At 73.0% G+C, this 22519-nt stretch carries 14 protein-coding genes and 1 tRNA gene; all 15 read left to right on the forward strand.

Annotation, left to right across the window (positions count from 1 at the left end; genetic code table 11):
- Window positions 1–21: 21 nt before the first annotated feature.
- The 15 genes from ABD298_RS10355 (at window position 22) to ABD298_RS10425 (ending at window position 22469) form a co-directional block, all read left to right on the forward strand.
- Window positions 22–657: a DedA family protein gene (locus ABD298_RS10355; protein ID WP_344299608.1), complete on the forward strand. Its 636-nt coding sequence runs from the start codon at window positions 22–24 to the stop codon at window positions 655–657.
- Window positions 658–755: 98 nt separating this feature from the next.
- Window positions 756–827: transfer RNA gene (locus tag ABD298_RS10360), tRNA-Gln, on the forward strand.
- Between the two features lie 98 nt (window positions 828–925).
- On the forward strand, window positions 926–2518 hold the full coding sequence (gene glmU / locus ABD298_RS10365; RefSeq protein WP_344299609.1) for a bifunctional UDP-N-acetylglucosamine diphosphorylase/glucosamine-1-phosphate N-acetyltransferase GlmU: 1593 nt from the start codon (window positions 926–928) through the stop codon (window positions 2516–2518).
- Entirely contained in the window at window positions 2519–3499 is a 981-nt protein-coding gene (locus ABD298_RS10370; protein ID WP_208712041.1) for a ribose-phosphate diphosphokinase, read from the forward strand.
- Window positions 3500–3751: 252 nt separating this feature from the next.
- Complete coding sequence (locus ABD298_RS10375) at window positions 3752–4363, forward strand: 50S ribosomal protein L25/general stress protein Ctc (RefSeq protein ID WP_344299610.1); 612 nt, start codon at window positions 3752–3754, stop codon at window positions 4361–4363.
- Window positions 4364–4481: 118 nt separating this feature from the next.
- A complete protein-coding gene (gene pth, locus ABD298_RS10380) occupies window positions 4482–5069 on the forward strand; it encodes an aminoacyl-tRNA hydrolase (protein ID WP_344299611.1) in 588 nt (195 codons plus the stop codon).
- Between the two features lie 112 nt (window positions 5070–5181).
- Window positions 5182–7905 carry a helix-turn-helix transcriptional regulator gene (locus ABD298_RS10385; protein WP_344299612.1) on the forward strand — a complete coding sequence of 908 codons (2724 nt, stop codon included), beginning with the start codon at window positions 5182–5184 and terminating at the stop codon, window positions 7903–7905.
- Window positions 7906–7927: 22 nt separating this feature from the next.
- Complete coding sequence (locus ABD298_RS10390; RefSeq protein ID WP_344299613.1) at window positions 7928–10570, forward strand: helix-turn-helix transcriptional regulator; 2643 nt, start codon at window positions 7928–7930, stop codon at window positions 10568–10570.
- Window positions 10571–10871: 301 nt separating this feature from the next.
- Entirely contained in the window at window positions 10872–12218 is a 1347-nt protein-coding gene (locus tag ABD298_RS10395; RefSeq protein WP_344299614.1) for a cysteine desulfurase, read from the forward strand.
- Window positions 12215–12658: a Fe-S cluster assembly sulfur transfer protein SufU gene (gene sufU, locus ABD298_RS10400; protein ID WP_344299615.1), complete on the forward strand. Its 444-nt coding sequence runs from the start codon at window positions 12215–12217 to the stop codon at window positions 12656–12658. The genes ABD298_RS10395 and sufU overlap by 4 nt, the downstream gene beginning before the upstream one ends.
- Before the next feature lie 127 nt (window positions 12659–12785).
- Complete coding sequence (locus ABD298_RS10405; RefSeq protein WP_344299616.1) at window positions 12786–15542, forward strand: LuxR C-terminal-related transcriptional regulator; 2757 nt, start codon at window positions 12786–12788, stop codon at window positions 15540–15542.
- 79 nt (window positions 15543–15621) lie between these two features.
- On the forward strand, window positions 15622–18366 hold the full coding sequence (locus tag ABD298_RS10410) for a helix-turn-helix transcriptional regulator (RefSeq protein ID WP_344299617.1): 2745 nt from the start codon (window positions 15622–15624) through the stop codon (window positions 18364–18366).
- Window positions 18367–18658: 292 nt separating this feature from the next.
- The gene (locus ABD298_RS10415; protein WP_344299618.1) at window positions 18659–20206 is read left to right on the forward strand and encodes a sugar transferase; all 1548 of its coding nucleotides are present in this window, start codon (window positions 18659–18661) and stop codon (window positions 20204–20206) included.
- Between the two features lie 65 nt (window positions 20207–20271).
- Window positions 20272–21477, forward strand: coding sequence for a Gfo/Idh/MocA family protein (locus tag ABD298_RS10420; RefSeq protein ID WP_344299619.1), 1206 nt, complete (start codon window positions 20272–20274; stop codon window positions 21475–21477).
- Window positions 21474–22469, forward strand: coding sequence for an NAD-dependent epimerase/dehydratase family protein (locus tag ABD298_RS10425; RefSeq protein ID WP_344299621.1), 996 nt, complete (start codon window positions 21474–21476; stop codon window positions 22467–22469). The genes ABD298_RS10420 and ABD298_RS10425 overlap by 4 nt, the downstream gene beginning before the upstream one ends.
- Window positions 22470–22519 lie beyond the last annotated feature (50 nt).

Consider the following 22519-nt stretch of genomic DNA (forward strand, 5'->3'; position numbering starts at 1 on the left):
GGCTCGCCCTAGGATCGACCGGTGGGTGACATCGTTGCCGCGGTCCTCTCCATCCCGCCGCTCGCGGCCTACCTGCTCGTGTTCGCCCTCGTCTTCGCCGAGGACGCGGCCTTCGTCGGCTTCGTGGTCCCCGGGGAGACGGCCGCCGTGGTCGGGGGCGTCATCGCGAATCAGGGCAAGGCCGACGTCTGGGTGATGGTCCCCCTCGTCGTGGTCGCGGCGGTCGCCGGGGACACCGCCGGGTACGAGGTCGGCAAGCACCTGGGCCCGAAGCTCCTGGGATCCCGCGCCCTGCGCCGCCACCGTGAACGCCTCGGGCACGCGCAGGAGTTCCTGGCGAGGCGCGGGGGATGGGCGGTGTTCATCGGCCGCTTCGTCGCCTTCTTCCGGGCCGTGACCCCCGCGCTCGCCGGCGCCTCCCACATGCGCTACCGGACATTCCTCGCCTACAACGCCCTCGGCGGGCTCGTGTGGGGGACCGGCTTCACCCTGCTGGGGTACCTCGCCGGCGCCTCGTACGAGGTGGTCGCGAAGACCGTCGGGCGGGACGTCGCCGCCGTCGTGGTCGCCGTCGCGCTCGTCGTGGTGATCGTGTGGCGCGCCCGCAGGGCCCGCCGGCAACGCCGCGCCCAGCGGCGCAGCGGACGAGGCCAGTAGGCAGGGCGGGGCACCGGGCCATCCGTGGCAGAATTGGTCTCTGTGCCGCGCGCCGCGGGCCGTCCCCGTCCTTCCGGGGCCGGGCTGCTGCACAGCACTCCGCCCTGGTGTAATGGCAGCACGCCGGCCTTTGGAGCCGTGCAGTCTAGGTTCGAATCCTAGGGGCGGAACGTGGCCGCCCCGCCCCCGCGGACGGCGCGGATAGAATGGCGGAGCCACACGCGCCTCAGCCGATCGATCAGGAGAGCCAGCGACAGTGAATGCGGACATGCCCGGCAACAGCGTCAACGCACCCGGTGCGGAGTCCGCACAGACCCCAGAGCGCTCGGAACCCGGCCAGGCATCGGCAGCCCGGGTCGCTGCCGTCGTCGTGCTCGCGGCCGGGGCCGGGACGCGCATGAAGTCGCGCACGCCCAAGATCCTCCACGAGCTCGGCGGGAAGTCCATGGTTGCCCACGCGCTCGCCGCAGCCCGGGGCCTCGCCCCCGAGCGCCTCGCCGCCGTCGTGCGGCACGAGCGGGACCGCGTCGCCGAGCACATCGCGTCCGTGGACCCGGACGCCGTCATCGTGGACCAGGATGAGGTGCCCGGCACGGGCCGGGCGGTCGAAGTCGCGATCGAGGCGCTCGACGCCGTGGTGGCCGCCGAGGGCGGCTCCCTCGCCGGCACGGTCGTGGTCACCTACGGCGACGTGCCCCTGCTCACCACCGGACTCCTCGCCGAGCTCGTCCGCGAGCACGAGGCGGGCGGCAACGCCGTCACGGTCCTCACTGCCGTCCTCGACGACGCGACCGGCTACGGCAGGATCCTGCGGGGCGGCGACGGCACGGTGACCGGCATCCGCGAGCACAAGGATGCCACCGAGGACGAGCGCGCGATCCGTGAGGTGAACTCCGGAATCTATGCCTTCGACGCGGCGGTCCTCCGCGACGCGCTGAAGCAGGTCACCACCGAGAACGCCCAGGGCGAGAAGTACCTCACCGACGTGCTCGCGATCGCTCGCGAGGCGGGCGGCCGGGTCGCGGCGCTGGCCACGACGGACCGCTGGCAGGTCGAGGGCGCCAACGACCGCATCCAGCTCCAGGCGCTCGCCGCCGAGCACAACCGCCGCACGGTCGAGGGGTGGATGCGCGCCGGCGTCACGGTGGTCGATCCCGCCACGACGTGGATCGATGCCACGGTGTGCCTGGCCGAGGACGTCACCGTCAAGCCCAACACCCAGCTCCACGGCGCCACGGTGGTCGAGCGCGACGCGGTGATCGGCCCGGACACCACGCTCACCGACGTGCTGGTGGGGGAGGGCGCCACCGTGAAGCGGACCGACGGCACGAAGGCCGAGATCGGCGCCGGTGCGACGGTGGGCCCGTTCACCTACCTCCGCCCCGGCACCAGGCTGGGCCCGGAGGGCAAGATCGGCGCGTTCTACGAGACGAAGAACGCCGTGATCGGGCGCGGCGCGAAGCTCTCGCACCTCGGCTACGTCGGCGACGCCGAGGTGGGCGAGGGGACCAACATCGGCTGCGGCAACATCACGGCCAACTACGACGGGGTCAGCAAGCACCGCACCGTGATCGGGGCGCACGTCCGCACCGCGTCGAACACCGTCTTCGTGGCCCCCGTGACCGTGGGCGACGGCGCCTACACGGGCGCGGGCGCCATCGTGCGCAAGGACGTGCCGGCCGGAGCCCTGGCCCTGTCCGTCGCGCCGCAGCGCAACGCGGAGGGGTGGACCGAGGCGAACCGCGCGGGCTCGCCGTCCGCCGCGGCGGCTGCCCGGGCCCGCACTGCTGCCGCGCACGCCCGCGACACCGCTGAGACTTCCCAGTCCGCCGCATCCCCGACGAAAGAAGAAGGCAAGTAGATGACCGACATCACGGCACACGGCGAGAAGCGCCTGGTCCTCGCCTCCGGGCGAGCCCACCCGGAGCTCGCGCAGGAGATCGCCAAGGAGCTCGGCACCGAGCTGCTGCCGACGTCGGCGTATGACTTCGCCAACGGCGAGACGTACGTCCGGTTCGAGGAGAGCGTGCGCGGCACGGACGCCTTCGTGATCCAGGCCCATCCGGCGCCGATCAACAACTGGATCATGGAGCAGCTCATCATGATCGATTCGCTCAAGCGCGCGAGCGCCAAGCGGATCACGGTTGTCTCCCCGTTCTACCCCTACGCCCGGCAGGACAAGAAGCACCGCGGCCGCGAGCCCATCTCGGCCCGCCTCATGTCGGACCTGTACAAGACTGCGGGTGCGGACCGGCTCATGAGCGTGGACCTGCACACGGCGCAGATCCAGGGCTTCTTCGACGGCCCGGTCGACCACCTCATGGCGATCCCGCTGCTGGCCGACTACGTGCGCACCCGCGTGGACCTGAACAAGGTCACGGTCGTCTCCCCGGACACCGGCCGAGTCCGTGTCGCCGAGCAGTGGGCCGAGCGCCTCGGCGGCGCCCCGCTCGCCTTCGTCCACAAGTCCCGGGACGTCAACGTGCCGAACTCGGCCGTGTCCAAGACGGTGGTCGGCCAGATCGAGGGCCGCGACTGCGTCCTGATCGACGACATGATCGACACCGGGGGCACCATCTCGGGCGCCGTGACGGTCCTGAAGAACGCCGGGGCCCGCTCGGTGATCATCGCCGCGACCCACGCTGTGTTCTCCGATCCCGCGGCGCAGCGGCTCGCCGAGTCGGGCGCGCGCGAGGTCGTCGTCACGAACACCCTCCCGATCCCGCCCGAGAAGCGCTTCGAGCAGCTCACCGTGCTCTCGATCGCGCCGCTCATCGCCCGCGCGATCCACGAGGTCTTCGACGACGGCTCCGTCACGAGCCTCTTCGACGGCCGCAGCTAGCCAGGCACGGCCCGCAGCGGCGGGCGCACGACGGCGGGTGCCCACCCGGCGTCGTGCGCCCACCGCGCGCGTTCCACCCTCGGCCCTCGGTGGGCTGGTAGGATGGACGGCGAACCTTGGCGAGGGAGCGTCCTCCCTGCAGCAGTGCAGGCGCCGCTCCGTGATCGACTGGGTCAGATCTCCTTCGGCGGCGTGCTGGAGGCCGTGAAGACTCGTCCTGTCGGCCTCGCCCCGAATCTCGAAGGAGCCACCATGAGCGAGAAGCTCGCAGCCGAGAAGCGCACTGAATTCGGCAAGGGCTACGCCCGCCGCACCCGCGCCGCCCACAAGATCCCCGCCGTCATCTACGGCCACGGCGCCGAGCCGATCCACGTCGCCCTCCCGGGCCACGAGACGATGATCGCCGTCCGCGTCCCGAATGCCCTCCTCACCCTCGACATCGAGGGCGAGGAGCACCTCGCGATCGTCAAGGACATCCAGCGCAACGCCATCCGCCAGACGATCGAGCACGTCGACCTCCTCACGGTCCGCCGTGGCGAGAAGGTCAGCGTCGACGTCCCCGTGCACGTGACCGGCGAGGTCGCCCCCGGGCTCGTCGTCACCCAGGAGGCCGTGACCGTCTCGGTCGAGGCCGAGGCGACCCACCTGCCCACCGCCCTCGAGGTCAGCGTGGAGGGCCGCGAGGCCGGCCAGCACATCCACGCCTCGGACATCGCGCTCCCCAAGAACGTCACGCTCCTCGTCGACCCCGAGACGCTCATCGTGAACGTCTCTGAGCCCGTTGCCGCCGCAGAGGAAGAGGAGGCCCCGGCCGAGGGTGCCGAGGCCGCCGAGGCTCCGGCCGAAGAGGCCGCGGCCGAGTAGTCCCGCACCCGGGACTCGAGGCGGCCCGTCCCACCCGGGGCGGGCCGCCTTTCCCTTGTCCACTCTCCGGTCCACGTCCCACCGGACCTGTCCACGTCCCCTTCTCAGGAGCGCATCCATGACCGACACCTGGCTCATCGTGGGCCTCGGCAACCCGGGTCCCGAGTACAGCGGCAACCGGCACAACGTGGGGCAGATGGTCCTCGACGAGCTCGCGGGCCGGATCGGCGGGAAGTTCACCTCCCACAAGGGAGCACGCGCGGTCGTGCTCGAAGGGCGGCTGGGCATCGGCGGCCCTCGCGTGGTGCTGGCCAAGCCCCTGACGTACATGAACGTCTCGGGCGGCCCGACGTCGTCGCTCGCGAAGTACTACGGGATCGCCCCCGACCATGTCATCGCCGTGCACGATGAAATCGACATCCCCTTCAACTCCATCAAGCTCAAGCTGGGCGGTGGGGAGGGAGGCCACAACGGCCTGAGGGACATCTCCAAGGCACTCGCCACGAAGGACTACCTGCGGGTGCGCGTGGGGGTGGGCAGGCCTCCGGGCCGGATGGACGCGGCCGACTTCGTGCTGCGGGATTTCGGCACTGCAGAGAAGAAGGAGCTCCCCTTCCTCCTCGACGAGGCCGCCGACGCCGTCGAAGCTCTCGTCCGCGACGGCCTGCTCGACGCGCAGCAGCGATTCCATCCCGCCAAGGCGTAACCCTACTCGCCAGTAGGTGACGTTAGACCCTGCGGCCGCGCGGAGCGTAGCTGTATCGTTTCCCCTGCGACGTTCTATGGGGGACGTGCCGACGCGCTGGGGCGGAGGTTCTATGGGGATCAAGCTCGACGTGCCCGGGTCAGGGCACCTCGTCCGCGAGGCCAGGGAGAGGTCGGCCGACAGGCTCCGCTGGGCGCGGACAGTCCGCGGCAAGGAGATCGCGGAGGCCATCGCCGTGCTCCGGGACCCGAGGTCCTACGGCGTCGTGCTCACCGGCGATGCCAGCCTCGGCAAGTCCGCCGTCGCCTCCGTCCTCGTCTCCGAGCTCGAGGCCACCGCGCACACCGTCCGCCTGCGCAGCACGATCGTGGGTCGGGAGACGCCCTACGGCGCCCTGGCCCTCCTGCTCGCCCGCCTTCCCGAGGTGGACCAAGGCGACCCCGGGTCGATCATGCGCGGCATCCTCAAGCTGCTGGCGGCGGATGCGGGCGGCCGCATGTCGGTGGTCGCGCTCGAGACGGCCAACAACCTCGACGAGCTGAGCACAGCGACACTCGTCAACGTCATGGTGACGGGCACGTCGAAGCTCATCATCGTCGCCGACCGGGCCAGCGACCTCCCCGTCGACTTCCACTGGATGATCGCCGAGGAGCGGCTCCGCGAGGTCCCGCTCGCCCCGCTCGCGCCGGAGCAGACCCTCTCTGCGCTGTCCGAGCTCCTCGGCGGGCTGGTGCCGCGCACGGTGGGCCTCCAGCTCCACGCGATGTCCCGGGGCAACCCGCAGGTCGCACTGCTGACGGTCTCCGAACTCCTGCAGAAGGGCCTCCTGGCCGAGGCCGACGGCGTGTGGAGGCTCTCGCCCGACGCGGACACCGGGTCGATCCGCCAGCTCGACGACCTGGTCCGCGCGAGGATCGAGCGGGAGCCGGCCGACGTCCAGACCGTCATCGAGGCGCTCGCGTGTGCGCGCCGCATCTCCCTCGAGCGGCTCGTCTCGGCGTTCGGCGGCGAGGTGATCGCGCGCATGGAGGACGCCGGGCTCATCGCCGTGGACGAGGGCGGGCGCCATTCGACCACGCTCACCGACCCCCTCGTCGGCGACGTCGTGCGCGGCTGGCTCTCGGTGCCCCGGAGACGCGAGCTGCGCAGGCTCCTCCTCGCAGACGGCGAACCTCCCCTCGAGGTGATCACCACGGTCGAGCTCCTCGGCCTCGCCGCCTGGACCAGGGAGTGCCACACACCGCTCCCCGTCGCCCACGCGATCGCCGCCGCCGCCGCGTCGCTGCGCCTCTACGACCCCGGGTTCGCCCTCGAGTGCCTCGACGGCGTCGAACGCGAGCCCTCGACCTGGCCCACCGTCCAGCGGCTCAGGGCGCGCGCCTCCCTGGCCCTCCAGCTGCCGCGCCAGGCCCTGCAGTACCTCGAAGACGTGACCGAGGAGGAGCTCGACGAGCTCAGTCCCACCGCCGCGGCCAAGTTCGCCGTCTCCCGCGCGGAGGCGACACGATGGGTCCCGGGGCGAGGCGGGGAGGTCGCGGGACTGCTCGCGGACGCCCGGGGCGAGGTGCTCCTGCGGATCGGCATGGGAGGGGCGGACGACGCCGAGGCGCGCCACGCCATGGCGCTCCTGGACCTGGCCGAGTTCGAGCACGCGGCGTTCACCGGGGACTACGCCGGCGTTGTCGACCGCCTCGAGGCCATGGCCGCAGGCAGGGGCGCGCCCGACGACGAGCTGCGGCTCATCGCCGCCTGCATCCTCATGGAGGCACGCACCGTGCTCGGCCGCGAGCAGGAGGCGCTCGCACTCATGCACGAGATCGCGAGCCAGCTCGACCGCCACCCCACGGCCGCGCGCCTGCGGCACGAGTACGCCTCGCGAGCGTTCGTCGTCCTGCTGTACAACGGGCACTGGCGCCAGTGCCTCGCCCTCCTGAAGGGGATGCCGCAGTGGCCGCTGGCCCGCCTGCGCACTGCCGGGGCGTCGGTGGAGCTCGCGATGGGCCTCGCCTACGTGTACGCGGGGCGGGGCAGGGACGCCCTCTCCTACCTGCTCTCCGCGACAGCCCTCCTCGAACAGCAGCCGGTCCTGAACTCGCTGGGCTCCGCCTATGCCGCGACGGCGTTCGCGTACGCCCAGCTGGGTGACGCCGCCGGGGCCCGCCTGTGGCTCACCCGGCTCGATGGGCTGGCCCTCCCGAGCAGCTCCGCAGCCCAGGCCGTCACCGAGTTCTGCGCAGAGATGGCGAGGCGCTGGATCGGCGATCCGGGCGCATCACGCCGGCTCGTGGCCTCGGCGCAGGAGGACATCCTGCGCGGTCGCTGGAACCGGGCGGGGATCAAGCTCGTGGGTGCCACCGTCGAAGGCGGGCCGGAGGAGCTCAGGCTGCTCGAGGCGGTGTGCGCGCGCCGGCAGGGACCCCTCGCCGAGGTCGGGCTGCTCCTCGCCCGCGGCTCCCGTACCGGGGACCTCGCGGAGCTCACCCGCGCGGCCGACCTCGCCTCCGGCCTCGAACTCGACGCGCTCGAGTCCCGCTGCGCCGCCGTCGCCCTCGAGAAGGCCAGCGAGCAGGGCGACACCGTCACGCTGCGCCTCATGCAGGCCCGCCTCGACGCCCTCGCCGGGCGCCTGCCGGTCCTCCCCGTGGCGCCGAGCAGGGCCCTGCCGGTGCTCACCGTGCGCGAGCGGGAGGTCGCCGTGCTCGCGGCGAAGGGGACCTCGAACCGGAAGATCGCCGAAGACCTCGGGCTCTCGGTGCGCACGGTCGAGGGCCACCTGTACCAGGTGTTCGCGAAGCTGTCGGTCTCGACCCGGAGCGAGCTGGCAGGCATCCTGTGAGGGCCGGCCCCGGGAGCCGGCGGTGAAGACCGAGCGGGTGGTGGGGCGGGTCCGGGATGTCGAGCGCACCACCGCGCTGCTGCGGCGCCCCGGGACCGCTGCCGTTCTCGTCATGGGGGAATCCGGCTACGGGAAGTCCATCCTGCTCGACGCGACGGCCCGGGCGTTCGACGGCGAGCTCGAGCCCCTGCGCATCCACGGCAGTCCCGCCCTGGCCAAGGTCCCGTTCGGGGTGCTCGCGCCCTTCCTCGGGGGCCTGCCCGCCGAGGAGGCCGGTTCTCGGGTCGAGGTCCTCCGGGCGTTCTGGCGGCAGGTCGAGGACCTCACCCGGGTCCGCGAGCGCGGCCTGCTGCTCGTGATCGACGATGCCCACGAGCTCGACGACTCCTCGAGCGAGGTCGTGGCCGAGGTCGTGTCGGCGCGGTGGGCCAAGGCCATCGTGGCCGCTCCGAGCGGCGCCGCGCTCCCGAGGCCGCTCCGCGAGCTCTGGCTGGACGGCGGGGTCGAGCGCCTCGACCTCGTCCCGCTGCGCCTCGAGGAGGCGCGGGACTACCTCGAGTCCACGCTCCTGGGCCGGTTCCTCCCGTCGGTCGTCCGGGTGCTGTGGCAGGAGTCCCATGGCAACCCGCTCGTCCTCGGCAGCCTCGTGGACGAGGCGCGCCGCGAGGGCTCCCTGATCCAGCGCGGGGGAACCTGGATCCTGGCCGGCGAGCTCCCACGGCGCGCGGACGGGCTGCTGGGGCTGGCCCGTGCGCAGATCGCGCGGCTCTCCGCCGAGGAACGGGACTGCCTGAGCCTCATCGTCGTCGCGGAACCGGCGCCGCTCGAGCTCGTGGAGCGCGAGTGCGGCCCGGAATCCGTACGGCAGCTGGTCGCCAAGCGCCTCGTGCGCCAGCCGGAGGGCGCCCACGGGGTCCTCCGCCTCAGGCACCCCGTCTACGGCGACGCCCTCGTCCAGCTCATCCCCCGCACCCGGGCGATCCAGCTGCACCAGTCCGCGGCGGAGTACGTGCGCGAGCAGACCTCGACCGCTGAAGGGCTCCTGCGCGCCGTCTCCTGGGCCCTTGACAGCGGATTCGAGACCGACGACGCCACGCTCCTGCGCGCCGCCTCCCTGTCGGTGCGGCTCTTCGAGAACGCGCTCGCCGAGCGCGCCGCGAAGGCGGTGCAGGAGCCCCAGGCGCGAGCGCGTGCCAAGGAGATCCTCGGCCAGATCGCGTTCAACCGCGGCGAGTACGCGCAGGCACAGGCCGTCCTCGCCCCGACCGTGGGGCGCGACGGCAGGGTGCGCCCGGGGCTCGGCGGCTGCCTCGTCTGGCTCATGAGCCGCGCCCTGCTCGGCCACGACCTGACAGCAGTGCGGCGCGACGCCGAGGCCCTGGGCGTGGAGGACCCCGGCACCGGACGCCTCCTTGCCTTGGCTGCGGACTTCCTCCGGGGCGACGTGGACAGCGTCAGGGCTGGGCTCCTGACGTTTCTGGCCGAGGAGCCGGAGTACGACGACGAGGCCGGCGTCGTGCTTGCTGTCCTCGAGGCGCAGGTGGCCGTCGCGCAGGGCCGCCCGGTGCACGCCCTGGCCACGGTGCGGAAGGCCGTCGAGCGCCTCGCGGGGGACAGCGCGGCCGACCCCTTCGTCGTGGGCCTCGGCGCCGCGAGCATGGTGGCCGCGGCACAGGCCGCGGGTGACTGGGCGGCGGCAGAGGACGCGCTGACGCGGTACCTGACCGCATCGAATGCCGGCCTCATCTGCGCGGGGGCGGCGGCGGAATGCGCGCGCGGACTCTCGCTCGTGCGGCGCGGCCGGTTCCGGGAAGCGTGGCCACTCCTCGCCGTCGCCGTCGACGGCCTGCGCGAGCGCGACCCGCAGCGCGTCCTGCGGCTCGCGGAGGCCCTGGCCGCCTACGCCGGGGCCGGCGCCGGGCGGCAGGCCGAGGCCGAGGACCTCATGCGCGAGGCGGCGGCGCGGGACGGGCAGTGGGCGGGCTTCGTGGGGCCGCTCGCCGACCTCTTCCTCGCGGCTGCAGCGCACTCCCTGGTCCCGGACGCCCGCAGGCGGCGCGCACTGGCCAAGCTCGTGGCCTCGGCCGAAGCGGGCACGAGGCAGGACGTCGCGCTGCAGGCCGAGCTCCTCTGGTTTGAGGCGGGAGGGCGCGATCGGCTCGGCCGGCTGGGACGGCTCGCCGGAGGCGTCGAGGGCCCCTGGGCCCTGGCGGCCGCCGCCCTGGCCGACGCCCTCGTGGAGGGGGAGGCGGAGGACCTCCTCGCCGCCGGCGAGCAGCTCTTCGCTGCGGGCTACGAGCGCTACGCGCGCGAATGCTTCGCCGAGGCGTCGAAGGCCCTCGACCGGGGGCTGCGCAGAAGCGACGCGAGGGCGGTGTGGGCGCGGAAGACGGCGTGCGACACGCTGCTCGGCGACGAGGGCGGTCCCATCGCCGCCACCGACCCGCGTTCCCTGACCAAGCGCGAGCGCGAGATCGCCTCGTTCGCCGTGGCGGGGCTGAGCGACCGGGAGATCGCCGACAGGCTCACGGTCTCGGTCCGCACGGTCGAGGGCCACCTCTACCGTGCCTACGCGAAGCTCGGCGTGACCAGCCGGGAGCAGCTCGCCTCGTCGCTGGGCCGCACCCGCCAGAAAACCGAGTACACCGCCGGCGGGGCCAAGTAGTCCTCCCGGCGACCGCGTAAGAAAAACAAGTACCAAGTACCCATGTGCTCCCGCTGCCACGGTGTCACAGTGGATGTGTAGCCGGAGCCGAGAGGCTCAGTCTACAGACCCGAAGGACAGGGTCGGCGACGTCGGAACCTCCCCGAGACCAAGGTTCCTCCCCCCAGCCGTCGCCGGCCCTCCTTTGGTGTCTGCAGGGGTTCGTGACCAGTCGTGGGACAATGGATTGCGCCATATCCGTATGCCGTAATTGATAGTGCTGCCGCCGAGCAGCTTTGTCCCGCCCGAAGGAGCCCAGCCCGTGGCCCTGGTCAAGACCCCCATGACCCTCCAGCACGCCCCGTCCGGCGTGGACGACGCCGAGGCCGAGCGCATCCGCAATGACTTCCCCGCGCTGGCCCAGGAGGTGCACGGCCACCCCCTCGTCTACCTCGACTCGGGCGCCACGAGCCAGAAGCCACGCAGCGTGCTCGAGGCCGAGCAGGAGTTCTACGAGCAGCGCAATGCCGCCGTGCACCGCGGCGCGCACGAGCTCGCCGTCCGGGCCACGGATGCCTATGAGGACGCGCGGGCCACCGTGGCGCGGTTCGTGGGGGCCGATCCCGATGAGATCGTGTGGACCTCGAACGCGACCGAGGCCATCAACCTGGTCGCCCAGTCGCTCGCGACCGCCTCGGTCTGGGCCGAGCGCGGCCGCGGTGGCGCGGACACGCGCCGCCTTGCGATCGGGCCAGGCGACGAGATCGTCGTCACCGAGCTCGAGCACCACGCGAACCTCATCCCCTGGCAGGAGCTCGCGTTCCGCACGGGAGCCACGCTGAGGTGGATCCCCGTGGACGACTCGGGCCGGCTTCGGATGGACGAGGCTGAACGCGTGATCGGACCCCGCACCCGCGTCCTCGCCTTCGCGCACGCCTCCAACGTCCTCGGCTCGGTCGCGCCCGTCGAGGAGCTTGTCGCGCTGGCCCGGCGGGTCGGCGCCCTCGTGGTTCTCGACGCATGCCAGTCCGCGCCGCACCTCCCGCTCGACCTGGCGGCGCTCGACGTCGACTTCGCCGCCTTCTCGGGCCACAAGATGCTCGCCCCGACCGGTATCGGCGCCCTCTACGGTCGGCGCGAGCTCCTCGACGCGCTTCCGCCGTTCCTCGTGGGCGGGTCCATGATCACGACCGTGACCATGGAGAGGGCCGAGTACATGCCGGCGCCGCAGCGGTTCGAGGCAGGGACCCAGCGCATCTCGCAGGCCGTCGCCTTCGCGGCCGCCGTGGACTACCTCTCGCACACCGGCATGGAGCGCATCCACGCGTGGGAGTCCCAGCTGGGCGCGCGGCTCGCCGAGGGCGTCGCCTCCATCCCGGGGGTCCGGCTCCTGGGCCCGGCGCCGGGCGAGGAGTGGCACGGCAGCGGCCGCATCGGCCTTGCGGCGTTCGACGTCGAGGGCGTCCATGCGCACGACGTCGGGCAGTTCCTCGACAGCGCCGGGATCGCCGTCCGAGTCGGCCACCACTGCGCCCAGCCCCTGCACCGGCGGCTCGGCCTCACCGCCTCCACCCGGGCGAGCGCCTACCTGTACACCACGAACGGGGACGTCGAGGCCTTCCTCGGCGCCCTCGCCGAGGTCCGCGGCTACTTCGGGGCGACGCGATGAGCCTCGACTCGCTGTACCAGCAGCTCATCCTCGAGCACGCGAAGCAGCGGCACGGCAGCGGCCTCGCCGGCGAGCCCGGCCCGCACGAGGGGCAGTCGCACCAGCTCAACCCCGTGTGCGGCGACGAGGTGACGGTCCGCGCCCAGGTCGCGGACGGCGTCGTGCGCTCGCTGCGCTGGGAGGGGGCGGGCTGCTCGATCTCGATGGCCTCCGCCTCGGTCCTGCACGACATGGCGGAGGGGACCAGCACCGACGAGTTCGCTGCTCTCGTGGACGCCTTCCGGGAGATGGTGCGCTCCCGCGGGACGGTGGCCGCGGACCCTGAGGTCCTCGGTGACGCGGCAGCGTTCGAGGGGGTCTCCCGGTACGCGGCACGCGTCAAGTGCGCCATGATCGCGTGGGTTGCAGCCGAGGACGCGGTGCGCAAGGCGCAGAGCTGACCGGAAGCGGCGCCCCGATCCGCCACTCGCTGGATTTTTGCGGAGCCTGTTGTACCGTCAAGCGCGCGGCTACGCTGTGTGGAGCACCGGAGCTTTCAGCCCAGGGGACCGGTGCAGGAGGCTAAGCATGGGGACGATGGCCTATGAGCCCGTTGCTGGCACCGCGACGGTCGAGGGGCACGGCATCGAGGCAAAGGGACGCCAGACTGAGCGGGTCCGCTGGTCCGTTCTGGCACGGCCGGCCGAGACCGAGGCTGCGCGCGCCGCGCTGACCGCGTCCGGCTCGCTCGGGATCGTGATCACGGGGCCGCCCGAAGTCGGCAAGTCCTTCCTCGCGAGCGGAATCGCTGGGGCCCTCGGCCGGGAGGCCCACACCGTCCACGTCAGGAGCACTGAGGCGGCCTCGCACACCGAATACGGGAGCCTCGGCTTCCTCCTGGCCCGGCTGCCGGCCGGGGCAACGGACTCCCGCCCGGGGCTCCTCCTGGCTGCCGCGGACATCCTGCGGCGCGACGCCCAGGGCAGGCCAGTCGTCCTCCTCATCGAACTCGCCGCGCCCCTGGACGAGGCGAGCGCCGGCGTCGTGCTCCACCTCCTGCTCTCCCGCACGGCCCGGGCCATCGTGGTCGCCCAGCGCGCCGCCTTCCTCCCGCCGGACCTGCTCAGGCTCCTGCGCCGCGGACGGCTCACCGAGGTGCCGCTCGCCGGGATCGGCGTCCAGGACCTGAAAAGGCTCGTCGTCGGCCTGCTCCACGGGAGAGTCACCGCCGGGGCGCTCGGCGCGCTGCACGAGGCGTGCCACGGCAATCCCGCCGAGCTCCAGTCGATCATCGGCGAGGAACGCGAGAGCGGGAACCTCCACCTCCACTCCGGCGTCTGGACCCTCAGGGGGCCGATCGTGCCGCGCCAAGGGGCCGGGTACGACGACCTGCTCAGGGCGCGCTGGGCCCGCGAGGCGCAGGACGTGCGCGAGGTGATCGAGCTGCTCTCCGTCGCCAGGCGCGTTCCCCTCACCGACCTCGCCGACCTCTTCGGCAGCGACGTCCTCGTGGACATGGACGACGGCGGGCTCATCCTCACCGAGGCCGGCGACCGCCGCTGCGTCGTGCTGCGCGAGCCGCGCATGGCCGAGCTGGTGCGCGCCCGGCTCAGCGCCGAGCGCTCGCGAGAGCTCATCGGCCTGCTCACGGGTCGGGATGCCGGCCGCCCGCCCGAGGCGCTCAGCCGCTCGGAGCTCGTCGCCGATGCGGAATGGGCCCTGCGCTCCGGGGACACGATCTCCCCGGAGGTGGCCGTCGCCGCCGCCCACGCCGCCGTCGCACTGTTCGAACCCGAGAAGGCGCTGCGGTTCACCGCCCTCGTCCCGGAGCAGCACGCCCTGCGCGCCGTCGCCGCCCGCCACCGGGCCGCCGCGCTGTCGCTCCTCGAGCGGACCGAGGAGGCGCTCGAAGTGCTCCGCAGCGTCCGCGAGGACGCGCTCGCGAGGGTCAGCGCCGTCGACGCTGCGCGGCACGCGGTCGCGCTCGCCGCACTCCTGCGGACGATGCCGGGGCAGGGGAGGCCCCTCGAGGTCCTCGCGGACGCCCAGACGGTCCTTGCCCGGCGAGAGGGGAGCCAGAGCGGTGCGCGGCCGGGCAGCACGGTCCGCGACGGGCCCGACAGCCTGGCCGAGGCCGCGGAGGTCCTCGAGTCCGCCCGCTATGCGGAGCTGTGCTTCGCCGGGGACTTCGCCGCCGCCATGCCGGGACTCGAGGATGCCGTGGCGAGGCCAGGCGTGAGCGAGCGCTTCCGCCGCGCCTGCACGGTCATGCTCGCTGACGCGTGGAGCGCGTGCGGGCGGGAGGACGACGCCGAGCGGCTGCTGGACAGCCTCGGCGACCCCCAGGACTGGGCAACCGGCCAGGACGCCGACTCGTTGGCCGGGAGCGCCTTCACGGTCTGGCTGTGGACCGGCCGGTGGCAGCGGTGCGTCGCGCTGACGGCCCACTACCTCGAGCACAACGCCCAGCGGCTCGCGTTCCGCGGCGGCATGGCCGAGATGGCCCTCGGGCTCGCGTACGTGACGGCAGGACGCGGGGACCTCGCAGCGGATCCGCTCCTGGCAGCGTGCGCGCAGCTCGAGCGCACCCAGGCCGGGAACGCCTTGGCCACGGCCCAGGCAGCCGCCGCCTTCGCGTTCGCCCAGACGGGAGAGCGCGCCGAGGCCGAACGGTACCTCGCGCTCGCCGCCCAGAGCCGCCGCCCGACCTCCTGGCGCCTCGAATGGACCGCCGACTTCTGCGTGTCCATGGCGCGCCGCTGGCTCGGCGACCCGGAAGCCTCTGCGGCGCTGCACCGCCTCGCCGAGAAGGACGAGGCCGCGGGGCGCGTCTCCGCGGCGGGCATTGCCCTCTTCGGCGCCAGCGTCCCCGGGACCGAGGAGGAGTTCCGCGCGATCGAACGCCTTGCCGCCCAGCGCCAGGGCCCCCTCGCGATGGTCAGCGGCCTCGTCGCCCAGGGCAGCCGGCTCAAGGATGCGGGCCTCCTGCTCAATGCCGCGGAGCTCGCCCACGGCCTGCTGCTCGACGCGGTGGAGGCCCGCTGCGCTGCGCTCGCCGTCGACTTCGCGCGCATGGCCGGCGACCAGACCCGCGCGGGCGAGGCCCAGGTGCGTCTGGACCGGCTCACACGCACCTTGCCCGCCCTGCCGATCACCCCACAGGTTCCTGCGCCCATGCTGACCGAGCGCGAGCACGAGGTGGCCCGGCTCGCGGCCAACGGGGCCAGCAACAGGGAGATCGCGGCCGCGGTTGGACTGTCCGTGCGGACAGTCGAGGGACACCTGTACCAGGTGTTCACCAAATTGGGGGTGACGTCTCGTGGCGGTCTTGCCGGCTTGGTATGAGCCGCATCAGGGGGGCCCGGCGTGGCCCTCGCGCGGGACAGAGGGGACCGAGGGGCCCAGAGCGCTCGGCTCGGCGGCGGTGGTCGACGCCGCCGTGGCGTCGCTGAAGTCCGGGGACCTCGGCGCGGTGCTCGTGGTCGCGGAGGCTGGCGCCGGGAAGGCAGACGTCGCCGAGGCGATCGCCGGGGCGCTCGAGGGGGAGTTCGCCGTCGTCCGGCTGCTGGCGAGCCACGCCCTCAAGGGGGTGCGGCACGGTGCGCTCCTGGCGATCCTCGACTCGCTGGAGCCCGCGGACTTCGCGGCGCCCCACGGAGCAGCCAACGGGAGCGCCGCCAACGGGAGCACGGCCAACGGGAGTACGGCCAACGGGAGTGCCCGCGCAGCGGGCCCGGACCGGGGCATGGCGGGACATGTGGCGGTGCTGCGGTCCTTATGGACCATGGTCGACACGAAGGCGCGCGACGCCGGGCGCCCGGTGCTGATCGTCGCCGAGGACATGCACCATGCCGACGAGGGAACCGCCTCGGTCCTCGCCGAGGCCGTCTCCTCGCGGTGGGTGAAGCTCGTGGCCACCGCCCGCCTCCGGCCGGGCATGCCGCCTGGCCTCCTCGAGCTCTGGCACGACGGCCTGGGCGAGCGGCTGGAACTCGGGCCCATGGACCTGACTGGAAGCCACGCCATGTCCGAGGCCCAGCTCGGGGGCGCCGTCTGCCGGGCGGCCGCGGCCGTCCTGCACCATGTGAGCGGAGGCAGCCCCGAGCGGCTCCCGCTGGTGATCGGCGAGGCGCTGGGCAAGGGCGCCCTCGTCGCCCGGCGGGGAATCTGGGTCCTCGCCTCCGACTTCGTCAGCAGCGGGGCGGCCCTCGAACAGCACGTCCGCGCCGACCTGGACACGCTCAGCCCCGCCCAGCGCTCGGGCCTCGCGCTCATCGCGCACGCGCAGCCCCTCCAGGAACAATCCGCCCGCGCACTCATTCCCGAACACGTCCTGATCGAGCTGGGCGAGCGCGGCTGGCTCGCCGACCGGGAGGACGGGTTCGTGCGGATCCGCTCGGCCCTCGTCGCCGACGCCATCCGGCTGCTCACGTCGATCCCGCGCAAGCTCCAGATCCACCAGAAGCTCGAATCCCTGGGCGAGCCGTGGGGTCCCGACCGGCCCAACGCGCTCGGGCGCATCGCGCTCGCGCTGGACGTGGGCGCCGAGGTGGGCGACGCCCAGCTGGCCGCGGGTGCCGAGCTCGCCGTGCGCCAGTCCGAGAACGCCCTCGCCCTGCACTGCATCAGGCTCATCGGCGACGAGGGAATCCGCTCGCGGCTGCGCGGCGCCCGTGCCCGGGCGCTCTTCAACAGGAGCGACTACTCGGCATGCCTCACCTCCCTCCTTTCCGGACCGCGCCGCAAGGCGGACGCCGGCGACCTCCTCGTCGGAACCCTCCTCCTCTCGCATGTGCGCTCCGTCCTCGGACAGGCCCACGCCAACCCGGGCGACGCCGACCAGCTCGCAGCGATGGCCCGGGAGCTGCCGCCGGACTTCCCGCCGGACCGGGCAGACGGCCCGCGCTACGCCATCGAGCGGAGGGCACGCCTGCTGAAGTCCATGGCGCTGGCCTACGGGGGAGACTTCCATCGGGCGCTCGCCGCCGACCCCGCCCAGGGGCGAGCGTTCGACGGCGGCCGGGAGCCCGCCGTCGAACGCGCCATCTGGTCCCTCATGCGGGCGGAGGCGGACATCGTGGGCGGCAGGTTCGAGGGCGCGATGCGCTCCGCGGGCGCGGTCCTGGCCCGGCCCGTGGAGGATGACGAGCACTATCCCCTCGAGGGGCACGCGCTCATGCGCTACCTGGTCGCGGCGATCCACGTGGGCGCCTGGGAGGCCGTCGACTCTGCCGTCGAGGCCTACGGGGCCGGGCGCACGTGGCCGGTCGTGGTGTGCGGCCCGGCCCTGTACACCGCCCAGGCCTACGCACTGGTCCGCCAGGAACGCGTCGACGAGGCCCTCCAGGTACTGCCCGAGATCATCGAGTGCCTCCGCGTCGGGGACCCGTACAAGCTCCTCGGCGTCACCCTCGCCCTCGCAGCCTATGCTGCGGCTGCCGCCGGGCGGACCGAGGATGCCCAGACGTGGCTCGAGGAGGCTGAAGCCGCGGCCAACGTGGGGCGCGCGCTGACCGGCTGGCTCGCCCGGCTGCACCGGATCGCCGCCGAGGTCCGGCTGGGGGTGCCCGATGCCGCGGGCCGCCTCGTCGAGTTTATCGAAACGCTGCGCCAGGACGGGCACGTCGGGATCGAGATGGCCGCGCGCGCGGTGGCCCTCGAACTGGACCTCGAGGCCGGCCACGGCCCCGATCCGCTCGAGGCCGCCGAACTGGCGCCCGCGTGCGAGGGCGGCTGGACGGCCGCGATGGGCGCCTGGGCGCGAGCGATCGTCACCGGCAAGCCCGAGGACCTCATGCAGGCCGGCGAGCTCCTGCGGGAGCTGGGCATCCTGGGACGCGCGCGGAGGGCCTTCGCCAGGGCCGCCGCGGCCTTCGACGAGGCAGGCGACCGCGCGAACGCGCGCCTCGCCGGCCAGGCAGCGCGCCGCTGCGAGGCCCCCGGCAGCCCGGCTCCTGCGGACGATCCGGGTGAGGCGGTGCTCGCTTCCTTCCAGCTCACACCCCGGGAACAGGACATCGTGGGGCTCGCGCTCGACGGACTCAGCGACCGGCAGATCGCCGAGAAGCTCCACCTGTCCGTGCGCACCGTCGAAGGGCACCTCCACCGCAGCTACGCCAAGCTCGGCGTGGCCAGCCGCGCCGAACTCGCGGCCGCTGTCGAGGACTGAGAGTCCCCCCACCGCGCCTCCGCGTAGTCGCCACGCCCATGAGTGGCTGACGCCGAGTGGTCCGCGTACCCCACCGAGGGGGCGTTCGAGTACCGTTCCGGGGTCCCCACGGGATACGCCCGGGTAATGTCGGGTACCCGCTACGGATGTGCTGCGTACAGCCCGGCGAGTGTACTGGTTGTGGGAATCCGCCGGCCGAGGCGACGACGCCGGCGGTTCCCGCCAAGTTCTCGCGGGGGCGAGCAGGACCGTACCCGCGTGAAGGAACCACTCGCAGCCAGAGGGGACCGCCATGTCGTCAGCCCCGGCCGGTGCACGCCACTCGACTCTCATGCCCACCGGCCTTCCCTTCTCCCGGGACCACGCCACTGGCCTCGGCGCCACCGGCCCGCTCAGGCGGGCCCTCCCACTCCATCCGGACCATGCGCGCATCGCGCGCTCGGCGGCGGCCTCGGCCTGGCCCCGCCGCTACGGCCTGGCACTGCGCGTGGTCGACACCGCCGTCGTCCTCGCGACCCTCTCCGTCGCTGCCGCCTCCGTGGCCGACAGCCCCAGCGCGCTGGCCCTGCTGGCCGCGCTCGCGGTCATCTGGCCCGTGGCCCTCGGTGCCTACCGCAGCCGCGAGCCCGCGGTCTTCGGGGCGGGGGCCGAGGAGTACCGTCGGGTCGCCACGGCGTCGGTCCACATCGTCGCGCTGCTGGCCCTCGTCGTCGTGCTCTCCGGGGTGGCGACGCCGCCGGCCCTCGTCGCGACGATGCTGCCCCTCGGCGTCGGGGGACTCCTCGCCGGACGGTGGGCGTCCCGCCGCTGGCTGACCCACGAGCGGGCCAACGGGCTGTGCCTCACGCCGGCCGTCGTCGTGGGGGAGCCCGAGGACGTCCGGTACGTGATCCGCCGCATCGCGGCCGCAGCCGGTGCCCCCTACAACGTCCTCGGAGCGGCGCTCCCGGGCGGCCGGCGCGGGCAGACCCTCGCGGTCGACGGCGAGCGCGTGCCCGTCCTGAGCTCGATCGACGACGTGGTGCGCACCGTCGCGCTGAAGAAGGCCGCGGCGGTCATCATCGCCGGACCCGTCCCGGGCGGGAACCAGTACGTGCGGGAGCTCGGGTGGCGGCTCGAGGAGCACGACGCCGAGCTCGTCCTCGCCTCGTCCCTGACCAACGTCGCAGGTCCGCGCATCCACTGGCGCCCCGTGCAGGGGCTGCCGCTCATGGAAGTGGACCTCCCGCAGTACTCCGGCGGCAAGCACCTCGTGAAGCGCGGCATGGACATCATCCTCTCCGCGGCGGCCCTCGCCGTGCTCGCCCCGGTCCTCGGGGTGCTCGCGCTCATCGTCAGGCTCGATTCGCCCGGGCCCGTCATCTTCCGCCAGGAGCGCGTGGGCCGCGGCGGCGCCCCGTTCACGATGCTCAAGTTCCGTTCGATGGTGCACGACGCCGAGGCCCGCCGCACCGCCCTGGCCCAGCAGAACGAGGGCAGCGGCGTCCTGTTCAAGATGCGCACCGACCCGCGGGTGACCAGGTGCGGCCGGTGGATGCGCAAGTACTCGCTCGACGAGCTGCCCCAGTTCGTGAACGTCCTCACGGGGGACATGAGCCTCGTGGGGCCGCGCCCGCCCCTGCCGCGCGAGTTCGGAGCCTACGAGTCGTACACGTTCCGCCGGATGCTCATCAAGCCCGGGATCACGGGGCTGTGGCAGATCAACGGCCGCTCGGACCTGGAATGGGACGACGCCGTGCGGCTCGACCTCTACTACGTCGAGAACTGGTCCCTCACCGGGGACCTCATGATCCTGTGGCGGACGCTCAAGGCCGTCATCACCCCGGTCGGAGCGTACTGAGGATGCGCTTCGGGCGGGCAGCCAAGGTGCCACCGGACCGGGTGGCGCGCAGCATGGGAGGCAGCATGGAGACTTCGCACCCTGTCCTCCATCTGCAGGAGCTCGAGGAGCGACTGCGGGTGGCCGTCATCGGCGCCGGCTACTGGGGGCCCAACCTCGCCCGGAACTTCCGGGCGAGCCCCGACTGGGAGCTCGCGGCGATCTGCGACCTCGACACCACACGCGCTTCGGCGCTCGCTGCCTCCATCGGCGGTGCCCGCGTCGTCGGGTCCCTGGACGAGCTGCTCGACACGGTCGAGGTCGACGCCGTCGCGATTGCGACGCCGGCCCGCACCCACCACGGGGTGGCACTCACGGCCCTGCGGGCGGACAAGCACGTGCTGGTCGAGAAGCCCCTCGCGGACAGCCTCCCGCGCGGGAGGGACATGGTCGCCGAGGCTGCCGCCCGGGGCCTCGTGCTCATGGCCGACCACACGTACTGCTACACCCCAGCGGTCCAGAAGATCCGCGACCTGGTCCGGGCGGGCGAGCTCGGCGAGATCCTCTACGTGGACTCGGTCCGCATCAATCTGGGCCTGGTCCAGCCGGACGTCGACGTCTTCTGGGACCTGGCTCCCCATGACCTCGCCATCCTCGACTACGTGCTTCCGGGTGGACTGCACCCCGCGGAGGTGTCCGCGCACGGCGCGGATCCCCTCGGGACGGGCCATGACTGCGTGGGGCACGTCACCTTCGCCCTGCCGGACGAGGCCATGGCGCACATCCACGTCAACTGGCTCAGCCCGACCAAGATCCGCCAGATGGTCCTCGGGGGCACGGAGCGGACCCTCGTGTGGGACGACCTGAACCCTCAGCAGCGCCTGAGCGTGTACGACCGGGGCGTGCAGATGCCCACTCGCGGGGCGAGCCGTCAGGACCGCCGTGCGGCCGCGATCTCCTACCGGCTCGGAGATACGTGGTCGCCGGCCCTGCCGGAGCACGAGGCGCTCTCGCTCATGGTCTCCGAGTTCGCCACATCCATCCGCCAGAACCGTCCCGCCGCCACGAGCGGGGCCTCGGGGCTGCGCGTCCTCGCCGTGCTCGATGCGGTGAGCCGCAGCGTGGTGGACGGCGGCGGCGTGGTCTCCGTGGACGACGGCGCGTTCGCACCGCCGGGGGCGCCCTCCGCGCAGACGGCGGCAGTGGGCGCTCCGGGTTCCCCGCCGCTCGCATCGCCGGCCGCGTTCGCCGCGGCGGCGGGGACGCTTCCGGCGCAGGAGGTGCTCAGATGAGCGTGCTTGCCGGAGCGGACGTCCTGGTCACGGGCGGGGCAGGGACCATCGGCTCGACCATCGTGGACCAGCTCCTCGACGCGGGCGCAGGGCGGGTGGACGTCCTCGACAACCTCGTGCGCGGGCGCACCCAGAACCTGTCCCGTGCCCTCGCGTCCGGGAGGGTCCGCCTCATCGAGGGGGACATCCGGGACCGCGACCTCGTCCACGACCTCACTGTGGGCAAGGACCTCGTGTTCCATGAGGCCGCGCTGCGCATCACGCAGTGCGCCGAGGAGCCGCGGCTCGCGCTCGAGGTCCTCGTGGACGCCACCTACACGGTGTTCGAGGCCGCGGCCCAGCACGACGTCGACAAGGTGGTGACGGCGTCGAGTGCGTCCGTCTACGGGATGGCGGACGAGTTCCCCACCTCCGAGCGGCACCACCACCACTCCAACGACACGCTGTACGGGGCAGCCAAGAGCTTCTCCGAGGGCCTGGCGCGCAGCTTCCACAGCATGTACGGCCTCGATTCCGTGGCCCTGCGCTACTTCAACGTGTACGGGCCGCGGATGGACGTCCACGGCCTGTACACGGAGGTCCTCGTGCGCTGGATGGAGAGGATCGACGACGGCCGGCCGCCCCTCATCTTCGGCGACGGGAGCCAGACGATGGACTTCGTCTTCACTGAGGATGTGGCCCGGGCGAACATCCTCGCCGCCGTCAGCGGCGTCCGCCACGGCGAGTACAACGTGGCCAGCGGCGTGGAGACAAGCCTCCTCGCCCTCTCGGTGGCCCTGCTCGGCGCCATGAAGTCCGATCTCACGGTCGAGTTCGGGCCCGAGCGGGCCGTGAACGGTGTCCAGCGCAGGCTCGCCGACACCGCCGGTGCCCGGCGGGACCTCGGCTTCGTGGCGCAGGTTCCGCTCGACGAGGGGCTCCGGAGGCTCGTGGAATGGTGGCGGCCGCTGCGCGAGGAGATCGCGGCGGCGAGAGTGCTGGCTGCCCAGTGAACGCCGCCCAGCCCGTGGACGCCGTCGAGCCCGTGGACGTCCCCCAGCCC

Source organism: Sinomonas flava (assembly GCF_039531875.1).
GTDB classification, from domain to species: Bacteria; Actinomycetota; Actinomycetes; order Actinomycetales; family Micrococcaceae; genus Sinomonas; species Sinomonas flava.

Excerpts from the sequence above, each read along its gene's own strand:
- glmU (WP_344299609.1), top strand. The coding sequence starts at position 926 with ATGCCCGGCAACAGCGTCAACGCACCCGGTGCGGAGTCCGCACAGACC.
- ABD298_RS10370 (WP_208712041.1), top strand. The coding sequence starts at position 2,519 with ATGACCGACATCACGGCACACGGCGAGAAGCGCCTGGTCCTCGCCTCC.
- ABD298_RS10375 (WP_344299610.1), top strand. The coding sequence starts at position 3,752 with ATGAGCGAGAAGCTCGCAGCCGAGAAGCGCACTGAATTCGGCAAGGGC.
- pth (WP_344299611.1), top strand. The coding sequence starts at position 4,482 with ATGACCGACACCTGGCTCATCGTGGGCCTCGGCAACCCGGGTCCCGAG.
- ABD298_RS10385 (WP_344299612.1), top strand. The coding sequence starts at position 5,182 with ATGGGGATCAAGCTCGACGTGCCCGGGTCAGGGCACCTCGTCCGCGAG.
- sufU (WP_344299615.1), top strand. The coding sequence starts at position 12,215 with ATGAGCCTCGACTCGCTGTACCAGCAGCTCATCCTCGAGCACGCGAAG.
- ABD298_RS10405 (WP_344299616.1), top strand. The coding sequence starts at position 12,786 with ATGGGGACGATGGCCTATGAGCCCGTTGCTGGCACCGCGACGGTCGAG.
- ABD298_RS10415 (WP_344299618.1), top strand. The coding sequence starts at position 18,659 with ATGTCGTCAGCCCCGGCCGGTGCACGCCACTCGACTCTCATGCCCACC.
- ABD298_RS10420 (WP_344299619.1), top strand. The coding sequence starts at position 20,272 with ATGGAGACTTCGCACCCTGTCCTCCATCTGCAGGAGCTCGAGGAGCGA.
- ABD298_RS10425 (WP_344299621.1), top strand. The coding sequence starts at position 21,474 with ATGAGCGTGCTTGCCGGAGCGGACGTCCTGGTCACGGGCGGGGCAGGG.